Source organism: unidentified bacterial endosymbiont, from assembly GCF_918797525.1.
Classification (GTDB): domain Bacteria; phylum Pseudomonadota; class Gammaproteobacteria; order Enterobacterales; family Enterobacteriaceae; genus Enterobacter.
In genome coordinates this window covers 1,206,733-1,227,637 of sequence record NZ_OU963893.1, presented here as the reverse complement: position 1 = coordinate 1,227,637, position 20,905 = coordinate 1,206,733, and the positions used below count along the sequence as shown (strand labels likewise).

The following is a 20,905-nucleotide window of genomic DNA, read 5'->3' as shown; positions in this document are numbered from 1 at the left end:
TTAAGTCCTTTGTGAACATGACCGGGCGGCGGCGACCACCGCCTGCCCGAAGGAGATAGCCCCGTCACCTGCAGGCAGGTTATGAGGAAAAAGAAGCGTAAACGCTGAAAGGTAATGCCGCAGACGCGCGCGCAGTAACCGGTTATGCAACACGCCGCCGCTGCAGATAACCGTGGAAAGCGATAAGCGTCGGGCATGGGACGCGGCCAAATCCGCCAGCCCTTTCGCCAGCGCATCGTGAAATGCCCACGCTCGCTCGCAGGGTTGCGCCTGCCATGAGAGCCACTGCCGCCAGAAGAGGGCAAAATTATCCACCGACAGCGTAACCGGGTGGTCAACGCCCGGGCACTGCGCAGCTAACGCCTCCAGCCTGCAGGCGGCTTCACCTTCATAACGTTGTGTTGTGATACCGAGCGCACAGGCTACCGCGTCAAACAGCCGTCCGCACGATGAGGCCAGCGGCGCGTTAATGCCGCGCTGAACCGCCGTCGCAAGCAGCGGCCAGTTCTGCGCTTGCACGTACTCGGTTTGCGGATAGCGCTGCCAGTCAGGCACAAACGCCAGGCAGTGAGCGAGTAAATTGCGCCACGGCTGGCGTGCCGCCAGATCGCCACCCGGTAGCGCCACCGCAGGCAGCCCCCCCAGATGTTCGCAGCCAGCGTAGTTCACCCGCAGGCACTCCCCGCCCCACAGTTCGCCGCGCTCTCCCATGCCAATTCCGTCCAGCGTCAGGGCAATGACATCGCCACCGTCAAGCGGCCAGCCGTTTTCGGCAAGACACGCCGCCGCGTGCGCGTGATGGTGCAGGACGGTTTCGACGGGTAACGCCTGCTCCTGCGCCCATTGCCGGGCGTGGTAGCCAGGATGAGCATCACACACCACGTGCTGTGCCCGAAAAGCATACATGTCCTGCATCACCGACAGCGCCTGGCGCCACTGTCCTTCAACACCCTCATCACTGAGATCGCCAAAATGCTGGCTGAGCACCGCCTGGCGACCACGCACCATGCAGAAGGTATTTTTCATTTCTGCCCCGGTACATAACATGGCGGGAATATCAGTAAAACCGGCAGGTAACGTGATGGCATCCGGTACAAAACCGCGCGCACGGCGCAGCATTACGCCATCCTGATCCATTACCGAATCATCCATACGCTGCAGGATGTCGCGGTTATGCAACAGAAAACCGTCGGCAATCTCCCCGAGTTCGTCCAGCGCCTGTTGATTACCGAGAACGGGCGGCCTCCCGTTAAGGTTGCCGGAGGTCATCACCAGCGGACGCTGGCAGTCCATCATCAGCAGATGCTGCAGCGGGTTCGCGGGAAGCATCACCCCCACGCAGCCCAGGCCTGGCGCAATTCCGGCCGGGAAGTCAGGCAGCCACGCTTTTGGCGTGAGCACGATGGGCGCAGCGGGAGAGTGCAGAAGGGTTCGCAGGGTTTCCGGCAGGCCATCTGCCTGCGGGAGCATGATCGCCAGCGGTTTCGCCGGACGCTGTTTACGTGTCCGAAGCGTTGCCACCGCCTGCGGGTTAAGGGCGTCACAGGCGAGGTGAAATCCGCCCAGGCCTTTGATGGCCACGATCCCGCCGCTTTTTAGCCTCTCAACTGCCGCTTTCAGGGCCTGCTCGCGGGTTGCCATCGACGCTCCCGCGCGCCATTCCAGCTCCGGCCCGCAGTCCGGACAGGCTACCGGCTGGGCGTGAAAGCGCCGATCCAGAGGATTGCTATACTCCGTTTCGCACGGCGTACAAAGCGGGAATGCAGCCATTGCGGTCGCCGGGCGGTCATAAGGCATGGCGCGAATAATAGTAAAACGGGGGCCGCAGTGGGTGCAGTTGATAAACGGGTAGCGATAACGGCGCTCGCGGGGATCGCGCATCTCCGCCAGACAGGCCGGACAGGTGGCGGCGTCAGGCACAATTTGCGTGTCCATTGCCCCACCCGCGCTGTGGCGAATAGTGAAGTCTTCCGGCAGCGTGGTCCAGCTAAACGGCTGCATGTCGACCTCGTCGATTCGAGCCAGCGGTGGGCAGTCCTGGCGCAGCCTCGCGGTAAAGTCTCCCCCATTACCCGCGAGGCGCACCAGCACACCCTCTGCGTCATTGCAGACGTCACCCGCAAGCTGAAGCTGATGCGCCAGCTGCCAGACGAAGGGGCGAAAACCGACGCCCTGCACCTTGCCGCGTACCCGCAGTTGTACGCCATTACTGCTCATCACGACTCAGAACAGCAAAGACGATGATGTGTCGAAGGCTGCGCGACGGCGTTTTTCGGCGCTCATCTGTTCGAGCTTGTCGCGATCCACGCAAACCAGCGCGTGGGTCGGGCAGGCTTCCATACAGGCTGGACCGGCTTCGCGTTGGTAGCAGAGATCGCATTTATTGGCTTCGGCTTTTTCCGCGCGCACGATCAGCCCAATGCCGCTGTTGCGCACCACAGGCCGGACCACCACTTCCATTGCGCCGTACGGACAGGCCACGACGCAGGTTTTGCAGCCGATACAACGCTCCTGCATCACGTGGACAAACCCCTTTTCGCGTTGAATGGCCCCATTAGGGCAGACGTTGGCGCAGGGGGCATCTTCGCACTGGCGGCAAATGGCGGCGGTAGAGATATTCACGCCCTTGATCACGTGAATACGCGGCAGGAAAGTTTCCGGAGTCAGGGCGGCGCAATCCTGCTCTGCCTGGTGGGATACGACACATGCGACTTCACAGGTGCGGCAGCCAATGCATTTACTGGCATCGGTCATTATAAAACGGTTCATCTGCTTCTCCAGCATAACAGTCATGCGCGGAGATATTCATAAACCGTGCCAGTTTTTAACTGATTGATTTATAATAATTAAGTTAAACAAGCGCGGCACTGTCATCGTCATAAGTGACGATGACAGCTGTCGACGTCAGCGATATGGACCCTCAATGACAGAATCCCGGAGGATCAACTCGCCGCAGAAGGCTTGCTGATAGTTGAATTCACCGCCATCGAGCATGAAGATCAGGCGACCGATGGTCTCTTTAATCATTTCCGTCACCGGAATGCGAACGCTTGTGAGCGACGGTACCGTGTAGGGCGCAATCGCCACATCGTCGAAGCCTATCACCGAGACCTTGTCCGGCGTGACGATCCCACGCTCATGCAGCTGTTTGATGGCGCCAATCGCCATATCGTCATTACTCGCCACCAGCGCCGTAAAGGTTTCGCCGCGAGACAATAATTCAGCAACGGCCGCCGCCCCGCTGGCCGGGTTCCATTTGCCCTGCGCAATCAGTGCTGGACGTAGCGGAATGTGGTGCTGCGCCAGCGCCGCTTTATAGCCCGAAAGACGCTCAATCCCCGTGGGCGAATCCAGCGAGCCGGTAATAAATGCGATATCCCGATGGCCTTTTTGAATCAGTTGAGACACCGCGTCGAGACTGGAGGCTTTGTGATCGGACCAGACGCTCTGGCTGCTGTTTCTTCGCAGGCGACGGTTGAGGACCATAATGGGCTGTTCACATTTCTCGACAATTTCATCCATCTCTTCAACGCTCAGGAAGCGCGGGTAGATGATCACCGCGTCGCAGCGCATATCGAGCAGGTATTGGATCGCCTCCCGCTCTTCATCCGCGCTGTGCTTGCCGTCCGCCAGGATCAGCTGCCGACCTTTCTCTTCCGTCATGCGCGCGGCGTGAAACAGCAGCTCGCTGAAATAGACGCCGTGATACAGGGTGTTGGTCACCACCAGCCCCAGCGTCCGGGTACGCCTGGTCGCCAGGTTTCTCGCCAGCAAATTCGGGCGATATCCGCTCTCTTCAATGGCCTGAAATACCCGGTCTTTGGTCTCCTGGCTGACGTAGCCGTTCCCCGAAAGTACCCGGGACACCGTCGCTTTCGAAACGCCCGCCCGCTTCGCCACTTCCAGCATCGTGGTCATGTCGTGATTCCGTTTAAAACTGATAAAGCGCAGTGTACTGCACCGCCGAAGAATTGTCGCAGCGGTGATATCACGCGTTTAACCCCTCATAGTGATCGGAATCACGAATATAAAAAATGCACAAATGGTGCTCTTGCTTCACTCACATAAACTCATAATGATTATGTGGAACCGGTTTCTTACACTTCTCACAACGCTAACAGGATGACATCCGATGGCCAAAAATTATGCTGCGCTGGCGAACGACGTTGTCAGTGCACTTGGCGGCAAAGACAATATTGTCGCCGTCACCCACTGCATGACGCGCCTGCGTTTCGTTCTGAAAGACGAGACCCTCACCGACATCGCGCGCCTGAAGAGCATGAGCGGCGTACTCGGCGTGGTGCGTAATGACAACCAATGCCAGGTGATCATTGGCAATACCGTTTCCCAGGCCTACCGGGAAGTGGTCAACCTGCTGCCAACCGACCTGCAGCCTGCGCTACCTGAAGGCCGACAAAAAATAACTCTGCGCCGCATTGGCGCCGGGATCCTCGACGCGCTGATCGGCACTATGTCCCCGCTGATCCCGGCGATCATCGGCGGCTCGATGGTCAAGCTGCTGGCGATGATCCTTGAGATGAGCGGCATACTGGAAAAAGGGGCACCTACGCTCACCATTCTGACCGTTATCGGCGACGGCGCGTTCTTCTTCCTGCCGCTGATGGTGGCGGCATCGGCGGCGGTGAAATTCAAAACCAACATATCGCTGGCGATAGCCATTGCGGGCGTGCTGGTGCATCCGAGCTTTATCGAACTGATGGCGAAAGCGGCGCAGGGCGAGCACGTTGAGTTCGCCTTTATCCCGGTGACGGCAGTGAAATATACCTACACGGTGATCCCGGCGCTGGTGATGACCTGGAGCCTGTCGTATATCGAGCGCTGGGTCGATCGCATTACTCCGGCGGTTACCAAAAACTTCCTCAAGCCGATGCTGATCGTGTTGATTGCCGCGCCGCTGGCCATCGTGCTAATTGGGCCTCTTGGCATCTGGCTCGGTAGCGCCATCTCTGCGCTGGTGTACACCATTCACGGCTATCTTGGCTGGCTCTCGGTGGCGATTATGGGTGCGCTGTGGCCGCTGCTGGTGATGACCGGGATGCACCGCGTGTTTACGCCAACTATTATTCAAACCATTGCCGAAACGGGCAAAGAAGGCATGGTGATGCCGTCGGAAATTGGCGCCAATCTGTCACTCGGCGGTTCATCGCTGGCGGTGGCGTGGAAAACCAAAAACCCGGAACTGCGCCAGACGGCGCTAGCGGCAGCGGCTTCTGCCATCATGGCCGGTATCTCTGAACCGGCCCTGTACGGCGTAGCGGTACGCCTGAAACGCCCGCTAATTGCCAGCCTTATCAGCGGCTTTATCTGCGGCGCGGTGGCGGGAGTGGCAGGTCTTGCCAGCCACTCCATGGCAGCGCCAGGGCTGTTTACCAGCGTGCAGTTCTTCGATCCGGCCAATCCAATGACCATCGTCTGGGTGTTCGGCGTGATGGGGCTGGCGGTCATCCTTTCGTTTATTTTGACCCTGATATTAGGATTTGAAGATATCCCGGTCGAGGACGACGCCGAAAAAGCGCGTACCCTGCAGACCGCGCTGGTTCAGGCCAAAGCAGCACAAGCATAAATTTATAGCGAGGTAGAAATGTCTGTTTTTCCACAAGGATTTTTATGGGGCGGCGCGCTTGCCGCTAACCAGAGTGAAGGTGCTTACCGTGAAGGCGGCAAAGGAGTGACGACGGTCGACATGATCCCCCACGGTGCGAATCGTCTGGCGGTAAAGATTGGGAAGGAAAAACGGTTCACGTTGCGTGACGACGAGTTTTACCCCAGCCACGAGGCGATTGATTTTTACCATCGCTATAAAGAAGACATTGCCCTGATGGCGGAGATGGGCTTTACGGTGTTCCGCACCTCGATCGCCTGGAGCCGCCTCTACCCGAACGGCGACGAGCCGCAGCCGAACAAAAAGGGCATTGCATTTTACCGGGCGGTGTTCGAAGAGTGCAAAAAGTATAACATTGAGCCGCTGGTCACCCTGTGCCACTTTGACGTGCCGATGCATCTGGTGACGGAATACGGCTCGTGGCGCAACCGCAAGATGGTCGATTTCTTCGCCCGCTACGCCCGTACCTGCTTCGAAGAGTTCAACGGTCTGGTGAAATACTGGCTGACCTTCAACGAAATCAACATCATGCTGCACAGCCCGTTCTCCGGCGCGGGTCTGGTGTTTGAGGAAGGTGAAAACGAAGATCAGGTGAAATACCAGGCCGCCCACCACGAGCTGGTGGCGAGCGCGCTGGCGACAAAAATCGCCCACGAGGTGAACCCGGAAAACCAGGTCGGCTGCATGCTGGCGGGCGGTAATTTCTATCCGTACTCCTGCAAGCCGCAAGACGTGTGGATGGCGCTGGAGAAAGACCGCGAGAACCTGTTCTTTATCGACGTGCAGGCGCGGGGCAGCTATCCGGCCTACTCCGCCCGCGTGTTCCGCGAAAAAGGCGTCGTGATTGTGAAAGATCCCGGCGACGACGAACTGCTGAAGAACACCGTCGATTTTGTCTCGTTTAGCTATTACGCCTCGCGCTGTGCGTCGGCGGAGATGAACGTGGGTAATACTAGCGCCGCCAACATCGTGAAATCCCTGCGTAACCCACATATTCAGGTGAGCGAATGGGGCTGGGGTATTGATCCGCTGGGCCTGCGCATCACCATGAACATGATGTATGACCGTTATCAGAAACCGCTATTCCTGGTGGAAAACGGCCTTGGGGCGAAAGACGTTATTGACGCTAACGGCGAGATTAACGACGATTACCGTATCAGCTACCTGCGCGAGCATATCCGCGCAATGGGCGATGCCATAGAGGATGGCGTGCCGCTACTGGGCTACACCACCTGGGGCTGCATTGACCTGGTCGCGGCCTCAACGGGCGAAATGAGCAAGCGCTACGGGTTTGTCTACGTTGACCGCGACGATGCCGGAAACGGCACCCTGGACAGAAAGCGCAAGAAATCGTTCTGGTGGTATAAGAAGGTGATTGCGAGTAACGGGGCGGATCTCGGGTAGCCGGTACTTACCCCTCTCCCTCTCACCTAAAGAGTGAGAGGTTCAAAACCCCCGTTGCCCATCCATCCTGCAAGCCGTGAATAAACCCTCTCCACCGCCTCTTTCACCGGCGGCGTCATGGGGTAATAAAACCCGACAATGTCCGGCTGAATGCCCAAAAACAGCACCTCGCCCACGTCGTCCTTTATCTGATCGACCAGGTAGTTTAGCGGCATATTGTGGGTGGTCATCATAAACATCTCGGCGATGTCGTCGGGATCGATAAGGCGAATTTCGCCAGGATTAAGCCCCATATCGGTCGCATCAACAATCAATAGCCTCTGCGGATGCAATTCGCGGATCGCCACCACGTCATTTTCCGGCGCGCTGCCGCCGTCAATCACTACCCAGTTGCCCTGCGCCCTGGCAGCACACATTTCTGCAAGCAGCGGGCCCGCGCCATCGTCGCCCATCATGCTGTTACCGACACACAGTAAAACGTCAGTCACGTAATCTCCTCACCATCAGGTAGATGGCATTTTCCTGATGAATATCGTGCAGCATGCTGAGCACGGTTTTGCTCCATGCCTGCTGTTCAGGGGTTTGTTTGTTGAGCGCGGCGTCAAAGGCATTGGCCAGCAGTGCAATGTGATTGCTGTCGATAACAATCTCACCGTATTTCGGTACGCCTTCCATTTTGCGCCGCGCCGCGCTGCCTTCTTCAAGCGTGGCGATCCAGGCCAGATATTCCGCCCATGGGCAGCTCAACGCCGCTTCCAGACAGTCAATCACGCCAAGGTGATGCCCAATTGCCAGGCTGTAATAGACCACCTGCTGCGCCGCATCCGGCGTGGCATCGTTCTCATCAATAAACTTACGGCTCAGCTGACTGAACACCACCGTTTCACTCATCGGATACGCGCCTCATCCACCACCAGATTAAGGTTAGCCACAATCTCATTCAGACGCGGATCGTTTTCTGCCTCCAGCCAGCGCGCGACCTGAAGTTCACCCTGGCTGAGCAGGCGCAGATAATCGTCTGCAATCTGCCGACCATAGCGATAGCCCGCCAGTTTGCGCGCCGTACGGTCAACCTTCACGCGCAGCGGTTGCACCATGTCCGGGTGCAGAAGAGTGGCAGGCTGGTTGTCCAGCTCGCCCGGCTCACGAGCGTGAATTTTTTGTTCCAGCAGGCCCAGCGCCATCGCAAAACCGTACAGCGTCGCGGCGGGCGTTGGCGGGCAGCCTGGAATATAAACATCTACCGGCACGATTTTATCGGTACCGCCCCAGACGCAATACAGATCGTGGAAAATACCGCCGCTGTTGCCACAGGCTCCGTAAGAGATGCAAATTTTCGGATCGGGGGCGGATTGCCAGGCACGCAGCGCGGGCGAACGCATAGCGCGGGTCACCGCCCCGGTGAACAGCAGGATATCCGCATGGCGTGGGGAGGGCACTACTTTGATGCCGAAACGTTCGGCATCAAACAGCGGCGACAGGGTGGCGAAGATCTCAATCTCACAGCCGTTACAGCCCCCGCAGTCCACGCGATAAACGTAAGCCGAACGTTTAATTTTTTTCAGCAGCGACGCTTTCATACTGGCGATGGATTCGTCCACCGTCATCGGCACCGGCATGCCGTTATCGTCGCGTGGGCCGAGTAGGTTTTCCATCAGCTGGCCTCTCTCATATGTCGGGTTAAATCGATGCGGTCAGACGGCAGCAGGCATTTCTCACGCTTGCATTGCGGACAGGTTTCGAAACTCTCGCGATGGTTTTCCGCACGGGCATCCCCGTTGTGTTTGAGCAGTGCAATCGCATAGTCGATCTCTTTTTGCACCGCAAACGGACGCTTGCAGACGCGGCAGTTACACAGGGAGAAGCGCGACTGCTGCAGGAAGTCCTCTTTCTTCCACACCGCCAGTTCGTACTCATGCGACAGACGGATCGCGACCGTCGGGCAGACCTCTTCGCAGCGGCCGCAAAAAATGCAGCGCCCAAGGTTGAACTGCCAGGCCAGCTCGCCGGTTTTAAGATCCGTTTCCACCGTCAGCGCATTGGATGGGCAGGCATTGACGCAGGCCGCGCAGCCGATGCACTGCTGCGGGTTATGCTCGGGTTTGCCGCGAAAATTTTTATCGACCGGCATTGGCTCTAGCGGGTAACGGGTGGTTACCGCGCCGGTTTTGATCACTTTTTTGATAAAGGTAAACATGATGAGTCCTTATTTCAGCGGCGAGTTTTTACGCTCGATGCTGTAGCGCTCAAGCTCTTTATACGGCACCACCTGGCTTTTTTTCTTCCGCACGTCGACAACGGTCATGCGATCGGTGCAGGAATAACAAGGGTCGAGGCTGCCGATGATCAGCGGGGCATCGGATACCGTATTTCCGCGCAGCATGTAGCGAAGCGTTGGCCAGTTGGCATAAGTGGCCGCACGGCAGCGCCAGCGGTAGAGCTTCTGGTTGTCGCCAGTCATGCTCCAGTGAATATCATCCCCGCGCGGTGCTTCAGCAAAACCGAGGGCGAAGCGGCCTGGAATGTAGGTGAAGCCTTCCACCATCAGCGGGCCGCCCGGCAGATTATCCAGACCGAAGTCGATCATATTCAGGGCGGTGAACACTTCGTTGATACGCACTTTGAGGCGAGAAATTACGTCGCAGCCCTGCTCGCTGTGTACCGTCATCGGCAGCAGACCGTAGCCGACAAATGGATGATCGGCGCGGGTGTCGCGGGCGTGACCGCTGGCGCGCACCATTGGGCCGACGTTACTGAAGTCGCGGGCGATGTCAGGATCAAGGCGACCTATGCCCACGGTACGCTGCTCAATGTTTGGCGTACTGAGCAGCATATCCACCAGCTCCTGTACGTCGCGGCGCATCTGCTGCGCCAGCAGGCGGGTCTGGATCATGTCGTCCTTCAGCAGGTCACGGCGGATCCCGCCGATCAGGTTCAGGCCGTAGGTTTTACGCGCCCCGGTGAGGATCTCCGCCATCTTCATCGACGCTTCACGCACACGGAAAAACTGCATAAATCCGGCGTCAAAGCCGACAAAGTGGCAGGCCAGACCGAGGTTCAGCAGATGGGAATGCAGACGTTCAACTTCCAGCAGGATGGCGCGGATCATCTGCGCGCGCTCCGGTACCACGATCCCCATGCCGTTTTCCACCGAGGTGGTGTAGGCGGTGCTGTGGGCGAACCCACAGATGCCGCACACGCGGTCCGAGAGGAAGGTGACTTCGTTGTAACCCATGCGGGTTTCCGCCAGTTTTTCCATGCCGCGATGGACGTAGAACAGGCGGTAATCGGCGTCGATGATATTCTCGCCGTCCACGAACAGGCGGAAGTGGCCCGGCTCATCGGAGGTGACGTGCAGCGGGCCAATCGGCACCACGTTGTTCTTTTTGCTGCCCAGTTCGTTGATGAACTCGTAGGTTTCGCTGTCGGTGGTGGGGGCCGGGCGCTGACGATAATCCATGCTGTCTTTACGCAGCGGATACAGTTCATCCGGCCAGTCGTCCGGCAGCACCAGACGGCGCTCGTCCGGCAGGCCGACAGCCACCAGACCGTACATGTCACGCACCTCGCGTTCGCCCCAGACGGCAGCGGGTACGCGTGGCGTCACGGACGGATATTCCGGCTTATTGGGGTCGACTTCAACGCGCACGGTTATCCAGCACTTCTCACCCTGCTCCATCGACATCACGTAGTACACCGCATAGTTTCCGCACAGCTGGCGCTCGTCATTGCCAAACAGCACCGACAGCCAGCCACCCTGCTGGTAATAAAGAAACTCCACCACTTCCGGCAGATAGTTCACCTTCACGGTGAGGGTGATCTGGTCTTTGGTCTGCCAGCTTTCATCCAGCACGACACCCGGGAAAGCCTGATGCAACACAGCGAGATACTGCTGACCTTTCTTTTCTTCAGACATAAAAACTCTCTTAAATCACGCCACCAGCAAGGAGACGAATGCTAAAAATGCAAAGCCAAAACCGGCCCAGGTGATGCGTGAGGTCGCCACAAAACGCAGACGCGCCATACTGTTTTCAAACAGCGCAATCACCAGCACGCCAGCCAGCAGCTTAAGCGCGGCCACCACCACAGCCAGCACCAGACCGCCCACCGAGAAGTGCGTCATCTGCCCCCAGGGGAAGAAAACGCCAACAAACATCTGCAACACCACCAGTTGCTTGAGGCTAATGCCCCACTTCAGCACCGCAAAACCATAGCCGCTGTATTCGGTCAACGGTCCTTCCTGCAGTTCCTGCTCCGCTTCCGCGAGATCGAACGGCAGTTTGCCCATCTCGATAAAGGTGGCGAATGCACAGGCGCACAGGGCCAGAACCAGAGGAATGGTTCGCGCGACGGGCCAGTGGTAGACGGTATCGGTGATAAAACTGATATGCGTTGAGCCCGCGACCTGCGCGGCAACCCACAAGCCCAGCAGCAGGATCGGTTCAACGAGCACCCCCAGCATCGCTTCGCGGCTGGCACCCAGACCGGTAAACGGGCTACCGGTATCCAGCCCGGCAATCGCAAAGAAGAAACGCGCGATGGCAAAGAGGTAGATAAGCGTGATCAGGTCACCGAGCACCGGTAACGGCGAGCCCACCGTGACCACCGGCAGTGCGGTGGCAATGGTCAGCATTACGCCCACCATCACAAACGGCGTCAGGCGGAAGACCCAGCCAGCCGCAGCCGGCGCCACGCTCTGACGCGTGAGCAACTTAAAGAGATCGCGGTACTCCTGCAGTACGCCAGGCCCGCGACGGTTATGCAGCCGGGCGCGCACTACGCGGCTCACCCCGGAAAGCAGTGGCGCAATGGCAAATAACACCAGCGCCTGAAGTAATGCCAGTAACACACTCATGTCAGGCTCCTCGTGAAATCACAATCACCACCAGCACCGCCAGCTCGATAACCGCCAGGCGACGGAACAGCGCCGGCACCGCGGCACTCTGCCAGCCAGGGACCCAGCCCACCGGATTCAGCCAGTGGCGCATTTTCAGCACGGCGGCGAAGTTCTCTTTCACCGGCATGGCAAAACCGTGGGCGGTAATAACCATCGATTGGTCGTGCTCGTAACCGCACGCCCATGCCTTCCCGCGAGAGCGGGATGCAAGGCGGTCGCGTTTGAAGAACAACATCAATACAAACGGCAGCAGCGGTGCAGCAATCAGCAGCAGCGCCATCATCGGCTGGGAAACAGTGGTATGGGCCGTGGTCAACGGCAGCGGGATCGCGCTTTCCAGAATCGGCAGGAGCCATGGCGCCGCAACGCCGCCGACGATGCAACAGAGCGCCAGGGCAACCACGCTGGTCGCCATCAGGACTGGCGCGCAGCAGGCGTTTTCGGCTTCACGCGTGCGCGGCGCGCCGAGGAAAGTCACGCCGTAGACTTTCGCCATACACATCACCGCCAGCGCCCCGGTAATGGCCAGCCCGACGGTCAGCAGTGGCCCTAACAGACGCGCGATAAACGCATCGCTCTGCCCCAGCGCGAAGAAGGACTGGTAAATCACCCATTCACCGGCAAAACCGTTCAGCGGTGGCAGCGCGGCCATCGCCATCAGCCCCACCAGCATGGCGAGCGAGATCATCGGCATTTTTTTGCCAATACCGCCCAGCTTTTCGATATCGCGATGTCCGGTACGGAACCAGACGCTACCCGCCCCCAGAAACAGCGTGCTTTTGAACAGGCTGTGATTGATAAGGTGATACAAGCCGCCAATAAACCCGGCGGCAATCAGCGCCGGTTGATTGAGCGCCAGCCCGGTAATCCCGGCGCCAAGCCCCAGCAGGATGATGCCGATATTCTCCAGCGTGTGGTACGCCAGCAGGCGTTGAATATTGTGTTCCATTAGCGCATACAGCCCACCGAAGAACGCGGTCACCATACCGGCTAACAGCAGCACAATGCCCCACCACAGCGGCGGTTGCCCGCCGGTGAGGCTTAGGGTCAACATACCGAACAGGCCGACCTTCATCACCACCACGGAAAACAGCGCCGCAGCAGGTGCGGACGCATTTGCGTGCGCCTGTGGAACCCAGCCGTGCAGAGGGATGATACCGGCCAGCAGGCCAAAACCCACCACGCCCAGCAGCCAGACGTCATTACCCAGCGGCTGGCCGTCGAGGGCGGAAAAATCCAGCGTGCCGAAGCGCTGCCACACCAGCCAGCAGGCCAGCGCCAGCAGCAGCGTGCCAAGGCGACCCAGCGCAAACCACAGCTTGCCGGACGCGCTACAGCCCGTCAGGAATACGCCGCACAGCGTCATGATTTCAGCCATCACCACCAGCGCACCGAGGTTGCTGGCAATAACGGTACACACCGCCGCAGCCATCAGCAGGTTAACCAACAGGCCGTTGGCTTTGGTATTTTTATGGCGGTGCCAGTCAATATTGAACAGACTAATAAATAGCCCGCACAGGCTGAAGGTGAGCAGCCAGATGGCATTTAACGGCGTAAGCTGGACGGTATAGCGAATCAACGGTATGACCGCCTCAGCGGATTGTCCGTTCATCAGAACGACCCCGCCAGCCGCCAGAGCCATCAGGCTCCCCACCGCCCCGCCAATTCCGGCAATCCAGCCGCTCAGGGTTTTATGAAAAGCGAAAACCAACGCGAGTATTGCCGAGGCAGCAAACCAGGCCACTGCGCTGTTAATCATCGTTACGGCGTTCATTTCGCCCCCTCGTTGTAAGCCTGAAGCAGAGAAAGATCGCCAACATCGCTATTGATGGTCAGCTCACGTTTACGCTTACTGGTGCGGGCAATATCGCGAATATTGACCAGAATCAGCGCCTTCGTCGGGCAGGTACGCACACACGCCGGACCTTGCTCATCAAAGCTGCACAGGTCACATTTCACCGCAACCGCACGCACGCCGGGCGCCCAATCCAACAGCGTACTGACGCGTGCCGGGGCAGGCGGGGCCGGAGGCGCTTTTGGCGAGTTGGCGTTCGCCGGGATATGCAGCGGGCGGCTGCCTGAAAATTCAATGGCGCCGAACGGACAGGCGATGCCGCACAGTTTGCAGCTTATGCACAGGCTTTCGTTAAGCTGTACCACACCATCAATGCGTTCGATGGCATTCACCGGGCAGACGCCCGCGCACGGCGCATCTTCACACTGGTGGCAGAGCTGCGGGGCAGACTCTTTTTCATTACGCATGACGCTCAGGCGCGGCATGGACTGCAGCCCGTGCAGGCGGTGTGTTTCCGAACACGCCGCTTCACAGGTCCGACAGCCAATACAGACTGTCGAATCAGCAATTACAAAACGGTTCACCGGGTTATCCTCTGGTGATAGTCATTTTTGACGAAAAACTGTCTTATCGACACTTCTCGACACGCAATAATCAGGCCACGCTAGCCGGGGGCTGGACATCCATCAGCTGCTGCAGGTTGACCGACAGGTCGCGCTCAACGGCGGTGTAGAGACCGTTATAAACCGGAGCAATTTTTTCCAGATAATGCTCCAGCACCTGTTCACGATCGCGGTTACTGACATGCCCATCCACCATGCCGTCGGCCATCAGTTGCGCCTGCGCAATGCACTGTTTTTCGCCCTCTTTTGTTTCAACGTAGTACTCAATGGTGTGGCTGTTAAAGGTGTCCGCCAGGGTGACAAAAATCGTAAAGTGGCCGAAGAGGACGAAACGCATATCCCCCTGTGCCGCACAGCTCATGGCATGGTGAAGTCGGGCTTTCGACAGGGTGATGCCCTGAACCAGAGAATTGCAGTAGTGATGCCACTGGTCCTGCAACTGTTGATGGCGTTGCGCAATGTAATCCGCTTTTGCGCTGATTTCCCAAATAGTCATAAAAGGTATCCGGTTAATGGAGATAGCGGCTGTTAAGCAGATTTCATGCCAATTTATAACCAATTGATTTACATCGATTTTAGTATTAAACCTGCTGTCAATCTGCCGGTGTCGACGTGTCATGTCGTCAGCGGTGACATCGACACTCGCGATGTAAAAACAAGCTGGCACTGTTATTGCATTACAGGGGCAATTCATTGAGGAGGCGTAATGCACGAAATCACTCTCTGCCAGCGAGCGTTGGAACTCATCGAACAGCAGGCGGTACAGAACAAGGCCAAACGCGTGACCGGCGTCTGGCTGAAGATCGGCGCCTTTTCCTGTGTCGAGATCAGCGCCCTCACCTTCTGCTTTGAGCTGGTGTGCCGCGGCACGCTGGCAGAAGGCTGCGAGCTGCATATTGAAGAACAGCAGGCGGAGTGCTGGTGTGAACATTGCCAGCAGTACGTCACCTTGCTGTCATCAAAAGTGCAGCGCTGCCCGCAGTGTCAGCATGTCGGCCTTCGCATCGTGGCGGATGACGGCATGCAGATCCAACGTCTCGAAATCGAGAAGGAGTAAATTATGTGTAGTACCTGTGGTTGCGCTGAAGGCAATCTGTATATAGAAGGGGATGAACACCGTCCTCATTCCGCGTTTCGCTCCGCGCCGTTTTCCCCTGCACCTCGTCTTGTCGGGGCATTAACCGGCATCACCTTTGCGCCCCAGCAATCAGAGGCGGGCGATCTGCACTATGGTCACGGCGAAGCGGGCACCCATGCGCCGGGGATCAGTCAGCGCCAGATGCTGGAAGTCGAAATCAACGTGCTGGATAAAAATAACCAGCTCGCTGCCCACAACCGCGCGCGCTTTGCTACCCGTAAACACCTGGTGCTAAACCTGGTGTCCAGCCCTGGCTCGGGCAAAACCACGCTATTGACGCAGACGCTGAACCGCCTTAATGGCAGCGTCTCCTGCGCCGTGATTGAAGGCGATCAGCAGACGGTGAACGATGCCGCGCGTATCCGCGAAACCGGCACCCCAGCGATTCAGGTCAACACCGGTAAAGGCTGTCATCTGGATGCGCAGATGATTGCCGAGGCCGCGCCGCGCCTGCCGCTGGCGGATAACGGCATCCTGTTTATCGAGAACGTGGGCAACCTGGTCTGCCCGGCCAGCTTCGATCTGGGTGAGCGCCATAAAGTGGCGGTGCTCTCAGTGACCGAAGGGGAAGACAAACCGCTGAAGTATCCGCATATGTTTGCCGCCGCCTCGCTGATGCTGCTCAACAAAGTCGATTTACTGCCGTACCTGAACTTTGATGTGGATAAATGCCTGGCCTACGCCCGTGAGGTGAATCCGGATATTGAGATCCTGCTGGTTTCCGCCACCCGCGGCGATGGCATGGACCACTGGCTAAGCTGGCTGGAGCGTGAACGATGTGCATAGGCGTCCCCGGGCAAATACAGTCCATCGACGGCAATCAGGCCAAAGTTGAAGTCTGCGGCATAGTGCGCGACGTCGACCTGACGCTGGTAGGCAGCGCTGATGAAACCGGTGCATCGCGACTCGGTCAATGGGTGCTGGTTCACGTGGGATTTGCCATGAGCGTGATTAACGAAGCGGAGGCACGCGATACCCTGGATGCCCTGCAGAACATGTTCGACGTTGAACCTGACGTCGGGGCGCTGCTGTTTGGCGAGGAGGGGTAAGCTATGCGCTACGTTGATGAATACCGCGCGCCAGAACAGGTGATGCAGCTTATCGGGCACCTGAAAGCACGTGCGCAACATCTGAATTACAGCGCAGAACGGCCACTGCGGATTATGGAGGTCTGCGGTGGCCATACTCATGCTATCTTTAAATTTGGCCTCGACCAGCTTCTGCCGGATAACATCGAGTTTATCCACGGTCCCGGCTGCCCGGTATGCGTTCTGCCGATGGGACGCATCGACAGCTGTATTGAGATTGCGAGCCATCCTGACGTCATTTTCTGTACCTTTGGCGATGCCATGCGCGTACCGGGAAAAAATGGCTCGCTCTTACAGGCGAAAGCCCGCGGAGCAGACGTGCGTATCCTTTACTCGCCGCTGGATGCCCTGAAGCTGGCGGAAGAAAACCCCACCCGGAAGGTCGTGTTTTTCGGGCTGGGTTTTGAGACCACCATGCCCGCTACGGCTATCACGCTGCAGCAGGCTAAAGCACGCAACATCAATAATTTTTTCTTTTTTTGCCAGCATATTACGCTCATCCCGACGCTACGCAGCCTGCTTGAGGAGCCGGGAAATGGCATAGACGCCCTCCTGGCGCCCGGGCATGTGAGCATGGTCATCGGCGCCGAGGCTTACGGTTTTATCGCCCGGGAGTTCAACCGCCCATTAGTGGTGGCAGGTTTCGAACCACTTGATCTACTGCAAGGCGTTACCATGCTGGTTGAGCAGAAAATAGAGGCGCTGAGCAGCGTGGAAAATCAGTACCGCCGCGTGGTGTCTGATGGCGGAAATCTTCTCGCCCGGCGGGCCATTGCTGATGTGTTTAGCGTTGAGGGCGATAGCGAATGGCGCGGCCTGGGACTGATTGCCGACTCCGGCGTGCGGCTGACGCCTGCCTACCGGTCGTTCGATGCCGAGGCGCATTTCCGCCCGCAGCCGCAACAGGTTTGTGACGATCCGCGCGCCCGCTGCGGCGAGGTGCTCACCGGTAAATGCAAACCACATCAGTGCGCGTTATTTGGCAACACCTGTAACCCGCAAACCGCTTTTGGCGCGCTGATGGTCTCCTCTGAAGGGGCGTGCGCCGCATGGTATCAATACCGCAATCAGGAGTGTGATGTATGAACACGGTGGAAATGGCGCACGGCAGCGGCGGTCAGGCAATGCAACAGCTGATTAACCAGCTTTTTATGAACGCCTTTAACAACCCCTGGCTGGCCGAGCAGGAGGACCAGGCGCGTATTGACCTCTCGACGCTTACCGCCCAGGGCGACAGGCTGGCATTCTCCACCGACAGCTACGTGATCGATCCGCTGTTCTTTCCCGGCGGGGATATCGGCAAGCTTGCTGTCTGCGGGACGGCGAACGATGTGGCTGTCAGCGGCGCCCTCCCCCGCTATCTCTCCTGTGGGTTTATCCTCGAAGAGGGTCTGCCGATGGAGTCGCTCACCGCAGTGGTCAACAGCATGGCGCAGACCGCGCGCGAGGCGGGGATCGCGATCGTCACCGGCGATACCAAAGTGGTTCAGCGCGGCGCGGCTGATAAACTGTTTATTAATACCGCCGGAATGGGGGCCATTCCCGCCAGCATTCACTGGGGCGCTCAGCAGCTTGCGCCAGGCGATGTGTTGCTCGTGAGCGGAACGCTGGGCTGTCACGGGGCGACCATTTTAAACTTGCGTGAAGGTCTGGGCCTGGATGGCGAATTGCGCAGCGACTGCGCCGTACTCACCCCGCTCATTCAGACCTTGCGGAACATCCCGGGCGTGAAAGCGCTACGCGATGCCACACGCGGCGGAGTGAATGCCGTGGTACATGAGTATGCCGCAAGCTGCGGCTATGGTATTGAGCTATCCGAGCGCGGCCTCCCGGTAAAACCGGCCGTGCGTGGGCTTTGCGAGCTTTTAGGCCTCGATCCGCTAAACTTTGCTAACGAAGGCAAGCTGGTCATGGGTGTTGAACGCGCGGCTGCCGAATCCGTACTGGAACGGCTGCACGCTCATCCCTTAGGGAGAGAGGCTGCAGTCATAGGTGAGGTGGTTGAGCGCAAAGGGGTGCGCCTGGCCGGGCTTTATGGCGTGAAGCGTACGCTGGATCTTCCGCACGCGGAACCGTTACCCCGCATTTGTTAGATCCGCGCCAAAAGCGGTCAGCATTGAATTTCTCTTTTTTGCCCGTTTCTACTGGAAAGCAATAATGCCGTATACACCGATGAGCAATCTTGGACAGCAAGGCCTGTTTGACATCACGCGTACACTTTTACAGCAGCCCGATCTCGGCTCGCTAAGCGATGCTCTGACGAGGCTGGTCAGGCAGTCTGCGCTGGCGGATAATGCCGCCATTGTGCTCTGGCATAGCGGCAGCCATCGCGCGAGCTATCATTCAACGCGTGATAACGGCAAATCCTTTGAATATGAAGATGAAACGTTTCTCGCTCATGGTCCGGTACGGCGCATTCTCTCCCGTCCGGAAGCGCTGCATTGCAACTTCGATGAATTCGAGCAAGCCTGGCCAATGCTGGCGCAAAGTCACTTATATCAACCGTTCGGCCACTACAGCATGCTGCCCCTGGCGGCGGAAGGTCATATCTTTGGCGGCTGCGAGTTTATCCGCAATACCGACCAGCCCTGGAGCGAGGCCGAATACGAGCGCCTGCATACGTTCACGCAAATTGCAGCGGTCGTCGCAGAGCAGATCCAAAGCCGCGTCAGCAATAATGTCGATTACGACCTGCTAAGCCGCGAGCGTGATAACTTTCGCATCCTGGTCGCGATTACTAACGCGGTGCTTTCCCGCCTCGACATGGATGAACTGGTCAGTGAAGTCTCGAAAGAGATCCATCACTATTTCAAAATCGATGCTATCAGTATCGCCCTGCGGGGGCATCGCAAGGGCAAACTGAATATCTACTCCACGCACTATCTCGATGAGGCCAACCCGGCCCATGAACAAAGTGAGGTCGATGAGGCCGGCACGCTCTCTGAGCGGGTGTTCAGAAGCAAAGAGATCCTGTTGCTCAACCTCAACGAACAGGATGCGCTGGCACCTTATGAGCGTATGCTGTTCAACACCTGGGGCAATAAAATTCAGACCCTGTGTCTGCTGCCGCTGATGTCCGGCAATACAATGCTTGGCGTGCTGAAGCTGGCGCAGTGCGAGGAAGGCGTGTTTACCACCGCCAACCTTAAGCTGCTGCGCCAGATTGCCGAGCGTATTTCCATCGCGCTGGATAATGCCCTGGCCTATCAGGAGATCCATCGCCTGAAAGAGCGGCTGGTGGATGAAAACCTGGCCCTGACCGAACAACTCAACAATGTTGACAGCGAGTTTGGCGAAATTATTGGTCGCAGCGATGCCATGTACAGCGTGCTCAAGCAGGTTGAAATGGTCGCACAGAGCGACAGCACGGTGCTTATTCTCGGCGAAACCGGCACCGGCAAAGAGCTGATCGCCCGTGCTATCCATAATTTGAGCAACCGCAACAGCCGCCGCATGGTGAAGATGAACTGTGCCGCCATGCCTGCCGGGCTGCTGGAAAGCGATCTCTTCGGCCATGAGCGCGGCGCGTTTACTGGCGCCAGCAGCCAACGTCTCGGCCGTTTTGAACTGGCAGATAAAAGCTCGCTGTTTCTCGATGAAGTGGGCGATATGCCGCTGGAGCTCCAGCCAAAGCTGCTTCGCGTTCTTCAGGAGCAGGAGTTTGAACGTCTCGGCAGCAATAAGCTGATCCAGACGGATGTGCGTTTAATTGCGGCAACAAACCGCGACCTGAAAAAAATGGTCGCCGACCGCGAGTTTCGAAGCGATCTCTATTATCGCCTGAACGTGTTCCCGATCTACCTGCCGCCGCTGCGCGAGCGCCCGGAAGATATTCCTCTGCTGGTCAAAGCCTTCACCGCTAAGATTGCGCGCAGAATGGGGCGAAATATCGACAGTATCCCTGCCGAGACGCTACGTACGCTCTCTTCCATGGAGTGGCCTGGCAACGTTCGCGAACTGGAAAACGTCATTGAGCGTGCGGTGCTATTGACGCGCGGCAACGTACTGCAGCTGTCACTGCCCGACGTCTCACTGGCGGAAGCGTCCGTGACGGCGGCGGAAGTGGCGCAGGATGGCGAAGACGAATACCAGCTGATTATGCGCGTGCTTAAAGAGACCAACGGCGTGGTGGCCGGACCTAAAGGCGCCGCTCAGCGGCTGGGGTTAAAACGCACCACTCTGCTGTCGCGTATGAAGCGGCTGGGCATTGATAAAGAGAGCCTGGCGTAGCGATCATTCCGGCGGTGTTCTCGCACCGCTATTTATCACCCTCCGAAACTATCCCTCATTGACACAATATATTTTTCCCGGTATAAAACCCCTCATCGATAATGATT

Annotated in this window: 20 protein-coding genes; 8 read left to right on the top strand and 12 right to left on the bottom strand. The window is 57.9% G+C overall.

Features of this window, described 5'->3' with window-relative positions; genetic code table 11:
* The 3 genes from hypF to NL510_RS05855 all read right to left on the bottom strand — a co-directional run bounded on the left by hypF (nucleotide 1) and on the right by NL510_RS05855 (nucleotide 3,918).
* Complete coding sequence (hypF, locus tag NL510_RS05865; RefSeq protein ID WP_253382398.1) at nucleotides 1-2,217, bottom strand: carbamoyltransferase HypF; 2,217 nt, start codon at nucleotides 2,215-2,217, stop codon at nucleotides 1-3.
* A 6-nt stretch (nucleotides 2,218-2,223) separates the two neighbouring features.
* Entirely contained in the window at nucleotides 2,224-2,769 is a 546-nt protein-coding gene (gene hydN / locus NL510_RS05860; RefSeq protein WP_253382396.1) for an electron transport protein HydN, read from the bottom strand.
* 135 nt (nucleotides 2,770-2,904) lie between these two features.
* Nucleotides 2,905-3,918, bottom strand: coding sequence for a LacI family DNA-binding transcriptional regulator (locus tag NL510_RS05855; RefSeq protein ID WP_253382394.1), 1,014 nt, complete (start codon nucleotides 3,916-3,918; stop codon nucleotides 2,905-2,907).
* Between the two features lie 214 nt (nucleotides 3,919-4,132).
* Between NL510_RS05855 and ascF the strand changes: the two genes are divergently transcribed.
* The gene (gene ascF / locus NL510_RS05850) at nucleotides 4,133-5,584 is read left to right on the top strand and encodes a PTS cellobiose/arbutin/salicin transporter subunit IIBC (protein WP_253382392.1); all 1,452 of its coding nucleotides are present in this window, start codon (nucleotides 4,133-4,135) and stop codon (nucleotides 5,582-5,584) included.
* Nucleotides 5,585-5,602: 18 nt separating this feature from the next.
* Nucleotides 5,603-7,027, top strand: a complete 1,425-nt coding sequence (locus NL510_RS05845; protein ID WP_253382390.1) for a 6-phospho-beta-glucosidase — start codon at nucleotides 5,603-5,605, stop codon at nucleotides 7,025-7,027.
* A gap of 26 nt (nucleotides 7,028-7,053) precedes the next feature.
* On the opposite strand, the gene hycI is transcribed toward NL510_RS05845, so the two are convergent.
* The 9 genes from hycI to hycA form a co-directional block, all read right to left on the bottom strand.
* Nucleotides 7,054-7,515, bottom strand: coding sequence for a hydrogenase maturation peptidase HycI (hycI, locus tag NL510_RS05840; RefSeq protein ID WP_253382388.1), 462 nt, complete (start codon nucleotides 7,513-7,515; stop codon nucleotides 7,054-7,056).
* Nucleotides 7,508-7,918, bottom strand: a complete 411-nt coding sequence (locus tag NL510_RS05835) for a formate hydrogenlyase maturation HycH family protein (RefSeq protein WP_253382386.1) — start codon at nucleotides 7,916-7,918, stop codon at nucleotides 7,508-7,510. The genes hycI and NL510_RS05835 overlap by 8 nt, the downstream gene beginning before the upstream one ends.
* Nucleotides 7,915-8,682, bottom strand: a complete 768-nt coding sequence (locus tag NL510_RS05830; protein ID WP_253382384.1) for an NADH-quinone oxidoreductase subunit B family protein — start codon at nucleotides 8,680-8,682, stop codon at nucleotides 7,915-7,917. The genes NL510_RS05835 and NL510_RS05830 overlap by 4 nt, the downstream gene beginning before the upstream one ends.
* On the bottom strand, nucleotides 8,682-9,224 hold the full coding sequence (locus tag NL510_RS05825; protein WP_253382382.1) for a formate hydrogenlyase complex iron-sulfur subunit: 543 nt from the start codon (nucleotides 9,222-9,224) through the stop codon (nucleotides 8,682-8,684). Before NL510_RS05825 ends, NL510_RS05830 begins: the two co-directional genes overlap by 1 nt.
* Before the next feature lie 9 nt (nucleotides 9,225-9,233).
* Nucleotides 9,234-10,943: a hydrogenase large subunit gene (locus NL510_RS05820; protein ID WP_253382381.1), complete on the bottom strand. Its 1,710-nt coding sequence runs from the start codon at nucleotides 10,941-10,943 to the stop codon at nucleotides 9,234-9,236.
* Nucleotides 10,944-10,958: 15 nt separating this feature from the next.
* Nucleotides 10,959-11,882 (bottom strand): respiratory chain complex I subunit 1 family protein, encoded by a 924-nt coding sequence (locus tag NL510_RS05815; RefSeq protein ID WP_253382379.1) that lies wholly within the window; start codon nucleotides 11,880-11,882, stop codon nucleotides 10,959-10,961.
* Between the two features lies 1 nt (nucleotide 11,883).
* Nucleotides 11,884-13,698, bottom strand: a complete 1,815-nt coding sequence (gene hycC, locus NL510_RS05810) for a formate hydrogenlyase subunit 3 (RefSeq protein WP_253382377.1) — start codon at nucleotides 13,696-13,698, stop codon at nucleotides 11,884-11,886.
* A complete protein-coding gene (locus NL510_RS05805; protein WP_253382375.1) occupies nucleotides 13,695-14,303 on the bottom strand; it encodes a 4Fe-4S dicluster domain-containing protein in 609 nt (202 codons plus the stop codon). Before NL510_RS05805 ends, hycC begins: the two co-directional genes overlap by 4 nt.
* A 70-nt stretch (nucleotides 14,304-14,373) precedes the next feature.
* Nucleotides 14,374-14,838 carry a formate hydrogenlyase regulator HycA gene (hycA, locus tag NL510_RS05800; RefSeq protein ID WP_253382373.1) on the bottom strand — a complete coding sequence of 155 codons (465 nt, stop codon included), beginning with the start codon at nucleotides 14,836-14,838 and terminating at the stop codon, nucleotides 14,374-14,376.
* 210 nt (nucleotides 14,839-15,048) lie between these two features.
* On the opposite strand from hycA, the gene hypA reads away from it, so the two are divergent.
* The 6 genes from hypA (at nucleotide 15,049) to flhA (ending at nucleotide 20,798) form a co-directional block, all read left to right on the top strand.
* A complete protein-coding gene (gene hypA / locus NL510_RS05795) occupies nucleotides 15,049-15,399 on the top strand; it encodes a hydrogenase maturation nickel metallochaperone HypA (protein ID WP_253382371.1) in 351 nt (116 codons plus the stop codon).
* Between the two features lie 3 nt (nucleotides 15,400-15,402).
* Nucleotides 15,403-16,266 carry a hydrogenase nickel incorporation protein HypB gene (gene hypB / locus NL510_RS05790; protein ID WP_253382369.1) on the top strand — a complete coding sequence of 288 codons (864 nt, stop codon included), beginning with the start codon at nucleotides 15,403-15,405 and terminating at the stop codon, nucleotides 16,264-16,266.
* The gene (locus NL510_RS05785; protein ID WP_253382367.1) at nucleotides 16,257-16,529 is read left to right on the top strand and encodes a HypC/HybG/HupF family hydrogenase formation chaperone; all 273 of its coding nucleotides are present in this window, start codon (nucleotides 16,257-16,259) and stop codon (nucleotides 16,527-16,529) included. The genes hypB and NL510_RS05785 overlap by 10 nt, the downstream gene beginning before the upstream one ends.
* A 3-nt stretch (nucleotides 16,530-16,532) precedes the next feature.
* On the top strand, nucleotides 16,533-17,654 hold the full coding sequence (gene hypD / locus NL510_RS05780; RefSeq protein ID WP_253382366.1) for a hydrogenase formation protein HypD: 1,122 nt from the start codon (nucleotides 16,533-16,535) through the stop codon (nucleotides 17,652-17,654).
* On the top strand, nucleotides 17,651-18,661 hold the full coding sequence (hypE, locus tag NL510_RS05775) for a hydrogenase expression/formation protein HypE (RefSeq protein ID WP_253382364.1): 1,011 nt from the start codon (nucleotides 17,651-17,653) through the stop codon (nucleotides 18,659-18,661). Before hypD ends, hypE begins: the two co-directional genes overlap by 4 nt.
* Before the next feature lie 64 nt (nucleotides 18,662-18,725).
* Nucleotides 18,726-20,798 carry a formate hydrogenlyase transcriptional activator FlhA gene (flhA, locus tag NL510_RS05770; RefSeq protein ID WP_253382362.1) on the top strand — a complete coding sequence of 691 codons (2,073 nt, stop codon included), beginning with the start codon at nucleotides 18,726-18,728 and terminating at the stop codon, nucleotides 20,796-20,798.
* The last annotated feature ends 107 nt before the right edge of the window (nucleotides 20,799-20,905 follow it).